Source organism: Streptomyces sp. NPDC014764 (assembly GCF_043082785.1).
Classification (GTDB): Bacteria; Actinomycetota; Actinomycetes; order Streptomycetales; family Streptomycetaceae; genus Streptomyces; species Streptomyces althioticus.
Window position 1 is genome coordinate 1 of sequence record NZ_JBIBXY010000036.1, and the last position, 8,624, is coordinate 8,624.

The window sequence follows — 8,624 nt, forward strand, 5'->3', positions numbered from 1 at the left end:
CGACCGGCCGATCGCCGAGCTCGAGCTTCGTCACCGGCTGCGGGCCCGGGCCGAGGACCGGATCCGGGCCGCCCGGGCCACCGGCCTGCGCAACCTGCCCCTCCACACAACAGCCCAGAACAGGGTCTGGCTCGAGATCGTCCAGATCGCCCTCGACCTGCTGGCCTGGATGCCCATGCTCGCCCTGACCGGCAAGGCCCGGCTCTGGGAGCCCCGACGCCTGCGGTTCCGCCTGTTCGCCGCAGCCGGACAACTCGTCACCACCAGCCGGCGCAGGATTCTCCGCCTCGCCCGGCACTGGCCCTGGACCGGCGAGATCACCGCCGCCCTCGAACGGCTCGCGCTCCTGCCCAACCCGGGCTGACCAGCAGCCTTCCACCGTCCCGACGACAACCTCACCCACCCCGGGCCGTGGAACCCGGCGCCCACCCGACGCGACAGCCGGGTCGCCGGCCTGCCCGCCATCAGCTCCGGAATCGAGTAGGAGGGACGGGTCGCCCGTCCCTCCTCTCACACCACCGGACATGCGGGTCACGCATCCGGCGGTTCATCCAGCTGATCTCAACCGGAGCCAGGTCGGCTTGAGCATGCGCAGACCAAGGTCGTCCCAGTAGGAGTTGGGCAGTGCTCGCTGGAGAACAGGAGAACCCGCGATCCGCCAGTAACCCTTGCTGCTGTTCCCCCACTCACGGGAGGACTGCTCGTTGATCCCGAGCTTTCGCAGCATGGCCCGGCGGGCCCGGGGGATCTTCCATTCCTTCCAACGGATCTGCCGCATCCTGCGGCGGAACCACTCGTCCAGCTCCCTGAACACCCTCGGAGTGTCCACAAGCTGGAAGTAGCCCATCCATCCGGTGGTGAAGCGATTGATCTTCGCAATGCGTTCGTGCATCGCGATGCTCCACCGGCGCGAGGTCAGCTCCCGCAGCCGGTCCTTCAGGCGTTTGACCGCCTTCGGATCGACCCGGATCCTGACCCCGGCCCGGGTGAAGTAGAAGCCGAACCCCAGCAGCACCGCCGAGCGGGCGTGGACCACCTTCGACTTCTCCCGGTTGACCTTCAGTTTCAGCCGCTGCTCGACCACGGCCGTGACCGAGGCGAGCACCCTTCTGGCAGCCCGTTCGCTCCGCACGAAGACGCGAACATCGTCGGCGTAACGCACGAACCGGTGACCGCGCCTGAACAGCTCCCGGTCCAGGTCGTCGAGCATGATGTTCGACAGCACCGGCGACAGCGGAGACCCCTGTGGGGTCCCCTCCTCGCTCGGCATCCTGATGCCGTCCACCATGATCCCGGCGTCCAGATACCTGCGGATCAGCTTCAGAACTCTGCGGTCACCGACCTTGCGCGCGACCCGTGCCATCAGGACATCGTGCTGGACCCGGTCGAAGAACCGGTCCAGATCAAGGTCCACGACCCACCGGTAGCCGTCCTCGATCGCCCGCCGCGCAACGCGGACCGCCTGATGAGCGGACCGGCCGGGACGGAACCCGAAGGACGACCCGGAGAACTGCGGGTCGAAGATGGGCACGAGTACTTGCGCGATGGCCTGCTGGATCAAGCGGTCCAGCACCCGCGGCACCCCCAGCATCCGCTCGCCGCCACCAGGCTTCGGGATGATCACCTGACGGACCGGCGCCGGCCGGTAGATGCCCGCGTCGAGTTCGGCCCGGACTTCAGGCCAGTGAAGTGCGATCCACGGCCGCAACTCAGCCGTGGTCATGCCGTCCACTCCGGGAGCACCCCGGTTCACTTCGACACGGTTGAGCGCCGCGAGCAGGTTCTCCCTGGAGAGCATCCGCTCCCACAGCGAAGACTCCCCCTCCCGGTGAACGTCCTCCGTGGAGTGCGCCGACCGGCCACTACGCTCCGCTGTGGGCTCCGCCGGATGCACCAGCTCCTCCCCCTGCGGCACCGCCGAAGCAGTGTTGCTGCGGTCCACGTGACCGGCACGAGCAACCACCACATCACCCGTTCCACTCGATGTTCGGCCCTTCCCAGCCCACCACCAGGCGGCGGCCACCCGGCTGGTACTACGACCTCTGCTGACTTCTGCCCGGTCAGAACCGGCCTCCCGGCCTGCTCCGTCGGCGCGGCGACACCTCAGCACAACCGACACCCGGACAGATCTCCCCAGGTAAGAACGATCACTGTCCCTGGATCCCCGCCGCGTCTACGCACTGGCCCTCTTGGCAGTGACGGGCTTCACCTTCGCTTGCAGGCTCACCCGACCAGCACGCCTCATACGCGATTAGTGTTCCTCGGTACCCAGGTCCCGCCTCGGGCTTCCTCCAGACCCCACCTCACGATGACGCCCTTGCCTCCGGCTCGGGGTTAGCACCACCTCTTCCCCCAGGGGACTTCCACCCCCAAGCAATCGCCCATGCTGGGCGCACAAGCAAAAGGGTCCACCGACTCCGTCGGCGGACCCTCGCGAAAGATCGAGGTTAAGGCGTGCCATCGATGCATGAGCGTGGTACCGCGGCGATTTCCCCCACGGCCTTTGCGCCGAGACCGTCGCTCTCTCCCCGACCGGCCCCGTGACGAACGTGGCTGGAGACGACGAGACGTCCGTCCTGACGGTACTGCGCGAGTACACCAACGTCATCGAGAAGAGCAGCACGACCCCACGACAGCCCGCATGCCGCCACGCTGACCCGGGTGCTTGCCCAATCGAGCAAAGACGATCTTGCTCCCCGTGCGAGGCTAGCCGGCACTTCCGCACTCGTCGAGAGGTTCGACCTTCACGTCCCTGCTCCACATCGTGACGGCTTCGTACGCCTCGGTGGCTTTCTCAAGCAGGGGCAGGTCTCGCTGTGCCGGCGAGAGCACGTCATAAGACCGGTATCACTGGTTGCCGTTCGCATCCTGGATCAGGATCGCGTCTACCTGCATGGTAGGGATGGGGTCGTTTGCCTTTTTGGGGTGGACGTCCCACAGGAGCGTTTCGGGAATCACCACTCTGCTGCAGGGCGGCACCATGCCGAGGTCGGCGATGTACGGCTTCACACCGAAGTCCGTCACCACTATGGAGACCGCAGCTGGGTCCAGGGACCGATTGGCGATGACCGTATCGGAGGGACTGGCCGGCTCTGGCCAGTAGGTGATGCGGCTGGCCTGCTGCCTTTCGCGTTCTTCGTTCTGCACCCTGGACTGGGCAAGCTGGTCCTCCGCCACCCGGGCGGACATGAGGGTGCCCCAGGCCGTCACGCCAAGTCCAGCGGCAGCCACCACGGCGGCAAGCACCGTTGTGTGTCTTGACCAGTCCACTCCCCGATACCAAGAGCGGAGGTGACGCAACGGCCCTCGCGACGCAGGCTCGGGCTCAGGTCTTCTCGGCCGAAGCTGCATCGGCGGGCGCGGTGGCAACTGGCGTACGCGTAAGCGTGGGTGCGGGCGGGGCATGTGACCTCTCAAGTCGTAGTGCACGTGCAGACGCCCGTCCGGTGGCCTTCGGTTCTCTCGGGGGGACACAAGCGGCCACGCCCCTCGCTCGACGAGGACAGCCCTGGCGTCTCCATCTGATCTCTCGGACGAGGAGGACCTGCCCGAGAACCCGGCGGCCGCGCCCGCCACCCCGGAAAGGGAACCCGCCCCTTCGGAGAGCGATCCCGCAGCGCCTCCCACGGAGGGCACGACACGGGACGGGGTGAACCCCCAGGAGCCGAGCGGGGCCCCGGCGCCCCCGACGACGGCTCCCTCCCGGCACGCTCATCAGCTTCGCTGCCGGCGCGGATGTCGGCCGTCCCGCTTTGCAGGTCGGGCGAGGTCCAGTTTCTGGCGCAGTAGGGTAGCCGAAGCCGGTCCCGCCTGTCCGCTCCAGGCGCGGACCGTGGCGGCGACGGTCGCCAAGCTCCACGGTGACAAGGGCTATGACTACGACCACCTGCGCCGATGGCTCCGGTCTCGGAACATCACCCCGCGCATTGCTCGCAAGGGTATCGAGTTCTCCCAGCAGCTGGGCCGCCACCGGTGGACTGTGGAGCGGACAGTGGCATGGCTGACCGGCTGCAGCCGCCCGTATCGTCGCTACGAACGCAAGGTGGAGCACTTCTTGGCCTTCGCCGGGATCGCTGCCGCCCTGATCTGCTATCGCCGACTGGACGGGGCGGCCAATCACACGGCGCCAAGAAAGCCCGGATCACCGTCGAACTGTCGGCATGAGTCCCGGGCGACGCCAAGCAGCTCTCTCATGGATACGGCACGGCGGCTGGCCGCGGAGATGTCCTGGCACAGGTGCTTACCCCACCTGGGTCCCAGGTGGGGTAAGCACCTGTCTCGAGGGACACTGCAGGCGTATCCCGTTCCGCTCCCGTCCTCAGCTACGTGCTCGTCGCGAGAGGATGGGACGGTGATCCGCTACGACCCCGAGATACAGGCTCTGTACCGCCGCTACTGCCTCCCGGCGCGGCGTTACCTGAAGCTTGGCGGGGCAGTACTTCGCATGCCTCGCGAGGAGTACGAGCCCTTCGTGCATGCCCTGGCCCGTGATGCGAGGGCTGTGACCGACGCCGAGCTCACCATCCTCTTCGAGGGCAGCTGGCGCGAGCGGCGCACCGCTGCGTGGTTCGTGGCCGTCTCGCGCCGTGACCGCTTCCGCGAGCGCCTGGGAGCACTGCTGCTGGAGAGCGAGGTCTGCTGTGCGGGCGGGGCGTACTGCGTGGCGTTGGCAAGTTTCGGCACCGCACGGGACGCTGACCTGCTCGCCGCTTACCTCGATCGCTACCTGCGTCAGCCCGACCTCGCCTACGACCAGCCGACGGTCATGGGCGCCCTGGCGTTCACCGACTCCGTCCTGCACAGCGACCGGGCCGATCGTTTCCTCCAGGAGGGCGGCCTGTGGCGGCAGTGGTTCCAGGACGCGCCCCACATGCATGGCGATGGCGGCGTCTCCGCCTACCTCGGCGGGGTTCGGCTCGCCTGCGCCGTCATCGAGGAATGCGCCGACATCTGACCCTCTTGGTCCCGTTCGCGTCGAACGCTCTGGCTCGTGGATCCCTTGACGTGGCGCCCCTGCGTCACGCCAAGGGGGCGCGTTTGCTGCTGACCGACGGCGCACGGGAACGGCCGGCCCACCAGGGCGCCGCGTGACGTCCGCGCCGCAGCACCCCTCGGTGCTCGAAGTCGTCCAGTACACCGACCCGTTGTGCCCGTAGTCCTGGGGGGCCGGGCCAGGACGCGGAGCAGTGCGTGCCGGGGTCCTGGCCGCGGCGGTGGGCCCGGCCCACATCGTCCCGGGCTGGTTCACCCTCGACAGGGACCTCACCGTGGCGGACGACGGCTCGGTCATCCTCGCCCCCGCCACCGCCCAGGCCCTGGCTCGCGTCATCGAGCAGTTCTCCGCCTCCCTCCACGCCCACCACGCCTCCCTGGCTCCCGCGGGCTGAGCCCGGCGGCCGGCAAAAGGCCCGCGCGACGCCCCCGGGCTGGTCCCGCCGGCGCTGCGGAATGTTTCCCTCCGTCAGGAAGCTGCGCGTGGTGCCCAGGACGAGGGTCTATCCCCGCCGGGGCCCACCACGCAGACATGGGCACCGGTCTGCGACGCGTCGGCCTTGGTTTCCTCGGCCATGATCCGAGTACACCGCCAGGCCGTCGGTCGCGTCCAAGACCGACCTCTTCCACACCGTCGATAACGGACGGGTATCGTTGCAGCGTGGAGCTACGGGTGCTGCGGTACTTCGTGACGGTGGCCGAGGAACTGCACTTCGGGCGTGCCGCCACTCGGCTGCACATGAGCCAGCCGCCTCTGAGCCGGGCGATCAGACAGCTGGAGTCCGAGGTCGGCGCCCTGCTGTTCACCCGCTCGTCCGCCGGGGTCGCTCTGACCTCGGTGGGTGAGGTGCTGCTCGACGAAGCGCGGGCGCTCCTCGACCACGCCGACCGCGTCCGCGTACGGGTGAGTGCAGCCGCCGGTACCGCCGCCCTCACCATCGGCATCCTGGGCGACGGCACCGATCCGGGAGTGACCAGACTGGCCGCCGCCTACCGTCGAAGTCATCCCGACGTCGACATCCGCGTCCGCGACACCGATCTGACCGACCCCACCTGCGGGTTGCGGGCGGGGCTGGTCGATGTCGCCCTGACCCGCGCGCCGTTCGACGAGACGGCTCTGGCGGTGCGCACGCTGCGGGCCGATCCGGTCGGTGTGGTTCTGCGCGCCGACGATCCGCTGGCCCAGCGCGACCGGCTGGCGCTGGATGAGCTGAGCGAGCGGCGTTGGTTCCAGTTCCCCGAAGGGACCGACCGACTCTGGCAGTTGTACTGGAACGGCGGCAGGCACCGCGAAGGCCCTGTGGTGCGCGCCGTTCACGAGTGCCTTCAAGCCGTGCTGTGGAACGGCACGGTCGGTATGGCACCGCTGGGGCACGACCTGCCCCCTGAGTTCGCCGTGGTACCGCTGACCGACATGGCGCCGAGCCGGGTGGTGGCGGTGTGGCAGGAAAGTGACACCAACCCGTTGCTGCACTCCTTCGTCGACGCCGCGACCGCCGCGTACCGTCGCTGAGCCCCGGCAGGGCTGGGTTCCGCCTCCAAAGATCATCCGGGAAGACGGGGTGACACGCCATCATGAACTCACCGATCCCCTCAGGAGTTACTCGCTCCCCTGATCCATCCGGCGAGCTGCGCCCGGACGCGGACGTGACGGAGCTGGCCGACCTCACCACGGCGGCGATCCAGGGCGGCCTCCTTCTGGACCAGGTCCGCCGTGCACCGGACCAGCTCCGGCTCGCCCTGCGCGGTCCGAGCGCGGCCATGGAGGACGAGCTCGCCCCTGCGCCCTGAACACGGTCCGCCCACCCCTGTGTCACTCCGCGCGGACGGCCCACCCACAGCACCGGCCCGCGCCAGCACACCACTTTCATCGGCCCAGGAGCCTCGTGCCTTGCGGGACACCAGCCGGTCACCCGATCAGTGGCCACTCTGAAAGACCTCACGCATTCCTCCGGAGTCATTCCGGCGGGGACCCCTCCGAAAAGTGGGATAACCCCACAGCCCCAGAAGGAGCTGGCTGCCGACGAGGATCCGACGGGTGCTGCGTGCTCTTTGGAATTGCGTCGCCAATACCGCTCCACGGCCCGGAAGAGCCCGATACCTCAGGGGTATCGGGCCTTCAGATCAGGTATTGGACACTCAGGTACTGGCGTCAAATAATAGATAACATGCCACGTCTTCCCATGCCATCCCCCTGGACCGACCCTCTCCCCGAGGCCGCGCCGCCATCTGACATGGCCGTATACCAATTGCCTACGGGTACCTACGAAACCAGGGCAGTCTTCGCATATAAAGGCGGCTCATTCCGCGAAAAGCGCAATTTCGCCGCAACGTCGATCTTGGTACAGCACCCGAAGGGTGATCTACTCATTGATGCGGGCTTCGGCTCCCAGGTTGCGGCGCACATGCAGACCCTCCCCCGCATGGAGCGCGCCCCTCACCGGTTGACCCGGACCGTGAGCGAGCAGCTGAAAGCCAGCGGCTACGACCACGGCAGGATCAGTGGTGTGCTGGTAACGCATTCTCACTGGGATCACGTGAGCGGTATCGGCGATCTCCAGCTTCCCATCTGGATCAATGACGAAGAACTGCAATATGCGGGTGAAGGCAAGGGAGGGAGAGTTTTTCGCGAGGTTTCCGCAAGCCGCAAGTTGCACCGGTATCAATTCAAGACGGCCTCCTATCTTGGCTTTTCTTCGGCCTTTGACGTTTATGACGACGGCTCCATAGTTGTCGCCGCCGCCGGTGGCCACACGAATGGCTCCGTGATCGTCTTCGTGACATTGCCGACCGGTAAGCGGTACGCCTTCATCGGCGATTTGACCTGGCAACTCGATGCCATCCGCCGTCGTGTCGAGCGGCCCCTCCTGATGCGCATGCTCGCCGACACTGACCCCCAACTGGTGCGCGAGGACCTGCTTCGCATGATCGCGCTCGCGGACGTCATGCACATCGTCCCGTCCCACGACGTCTCTGCCTACGACGGGATCCCGAGGCTGCTCGACTGGTCGAACACCAACCCCGACTCACCGGCGCTCAACGGCGTCTGATTTGTTCAACGTCAACGTCAACGCCCTTCTGGCTGTGTCCCCCAACTTGGTGCCCACATCGGTCACCGCCGTCAACGGTCTGGCCACGGCCATGGCAGGCGCCCCGTGGTGGGCGTGGCGATCTGCCTGGCCGCGACCCTGGTCGCGACCTCCGTGCAGGCGCTCTTTCCTCAGGATTCTCCCGACTGCCTCACCTGGCGGACCAATCACCGGGAGCACCAGCTCCTGCGCCGCACCAGCCACCGCGACACGCTCCCCTGCCCGCCAGTCTGAGACGTTATCGAGGAAGGTGCGCCAGCGTGATCCGCCGAGTCGTCCTGCTCGGGCGGCATGAGCCAAGCGGTAGAGGCTTGCCCGCCCGGCCGGGCGGGCTACGGGCCATGGCTGTCCTCCGCGCCGCAGTGGGCGACTCGCTGGAGGCGGGCCTGCAGTGTCTGAAAGCCGGTCGAGTCGACCTGTTGTGGCCCCACGTTCGCGACTGCGCGATTCTCGTCGAAGAGATCAAGCGGTGTCTTCTGCGGGCGTGCCCCCGGTCACCCGCGCTTCCGGTCGCCGCACACGGCCCGGTCCAGCATGCGGACC

8 protein-coding genes and 1 pseudogene are annotated in these 8,624 nt (G+C 67.6%); 7 read left to right on the forward strand and 2 right to left on the reverse strand.

The features are described from left to right. Positions 1-364, forward strand: a 364-nt coding sequence (locus ACF1AG_RS34470) for a transposase (protein ID WP_391811034.1), incomplete at its 5' end; no start/stop codon positions are given. A 183-nt stretch (positions 365-547) separates the two neighbouring features. Here ACF1AG_RS34470 and ltrA read toward each other — a convergent pair. Together ltrA and ACF1AG_RS34480 are read right to left on the reverse strand one after the other, a co-directional pair. Then, positions 548-1,942 carry a group II intron reverse transcriptase/maturase gene (gene ltrA, locus ACF1AG_RS34475; protein ID WP_387799093.1) on the reverse strand — a complete coding sequence of 465 codons (1,395 nt, stop codon included), beginning with the start codon at positions 1,940-1,942 and terminating at the stop codon, positions 548-550. 905 nt (positions 1,943-2,847) lie between these two features. Beyond that, complete coding sequence (locus tag ACF1AG_RS34480) at positions 2,848-3,246, reverse strand: hypothetical protein (protein WP_391811035.1); 399 nt, start codon at positions 3,244-3,246, stop codon at positions 2,848-2,850. A 557-nt stretch (positions 3,247-3,803) separates the two neighbouring features. Between ACF1AG_RS34480 and ACF1AG_RS34485 the strand changes: the two are divergent. The 6 genes and pseudogenes from ACF1AG_RS34485 to ACF1AG_RS34510 form a co-directional block, all read left to right on the forward strand. Next, a pseudogene (locus tag ACF1AG_RS34485) lies at positions 3,804-4,102 on the forward strand (transposase); the annotation flags it as partial. A gap of 249 nt (positions 4,103-4,351) precedes the next feature. After that, entirely contained in the window at positions 4,352-4,954 is a 603-nt protein-coding gene (locus tag ACF1AG_RS34490) for a DUF6000 family protein (RefSeq protein ID WP_387799097.1), read from the forward strand. 232 nt (positions 4,955-5,186) lie between these two features. Next, the gene (locus ACF1AG_RS34495; protein WP_387799099.1) at positions 5,187-5,387 is read left to right on the forward strand and encodes a hypothetical protein; all 201 of its coding nucleotides are present in this window, start codon (positions 5,187-5,189) and stop codon (positions 5,385-5,387) included. A 266-nt stretch (positions 5,388-5,653) separates the two neighbouring features. Continuing rightward, the gene (locus tag ACF1AG_RS34500) at positions 5,654-6,505 is read left to right on the forward strand and encodes a LysR substrate-binding domain-containing protein (RefSeq protein ID WP_391811036.1); all 852 of its coding nucleotides are present in this window, start codon (positions 5,654-5,656) and stop codon (positions 6,503-6,505) included. Between the two features lie 62 nt (positions 6,506-6,567). Further along, positions 6,568-6,783, forward strand: a complete 216-nt coding sequence (locus ACF1AG_RS34505) for a hypothetical protein (RefSeq protein WP_387799101.1) — start codon at positions 6,568-6,570, stop codon at positions 6,781-6,783. 377 nt (positions 6,784-7,160) lie between these two features. Beyond that, positions 7,161-8,042, forward strand: a complete 882-nt coding sequence (locus ACF1AG_RS34510) for an MBL fold metallo-hydrolase (RefSeq protein ID WP_387799103.1) — start codon at positions 7,161-7,163, stop codon at positions 8,040-8,042. Positions 8,043-8,624 lie beyond the last annotated feature (582 nt).

Coding starts and splice junctions, on each gene's coding strand:
- ACF1AG_RS34510 (WP_387799103.1), top strand. CDS start 7,161: ATGCCACGTCTTCCCATGCCATCCCCCTGGACCGACCCTCTCCCCGAG.
- ACF1AG_RS34505 (WP_387799101.1), top strand. CDS start 6,568: ATGAACTCACCGATCCCCTCAGGAGTTACTCGCTCCCCTGATCCATCC.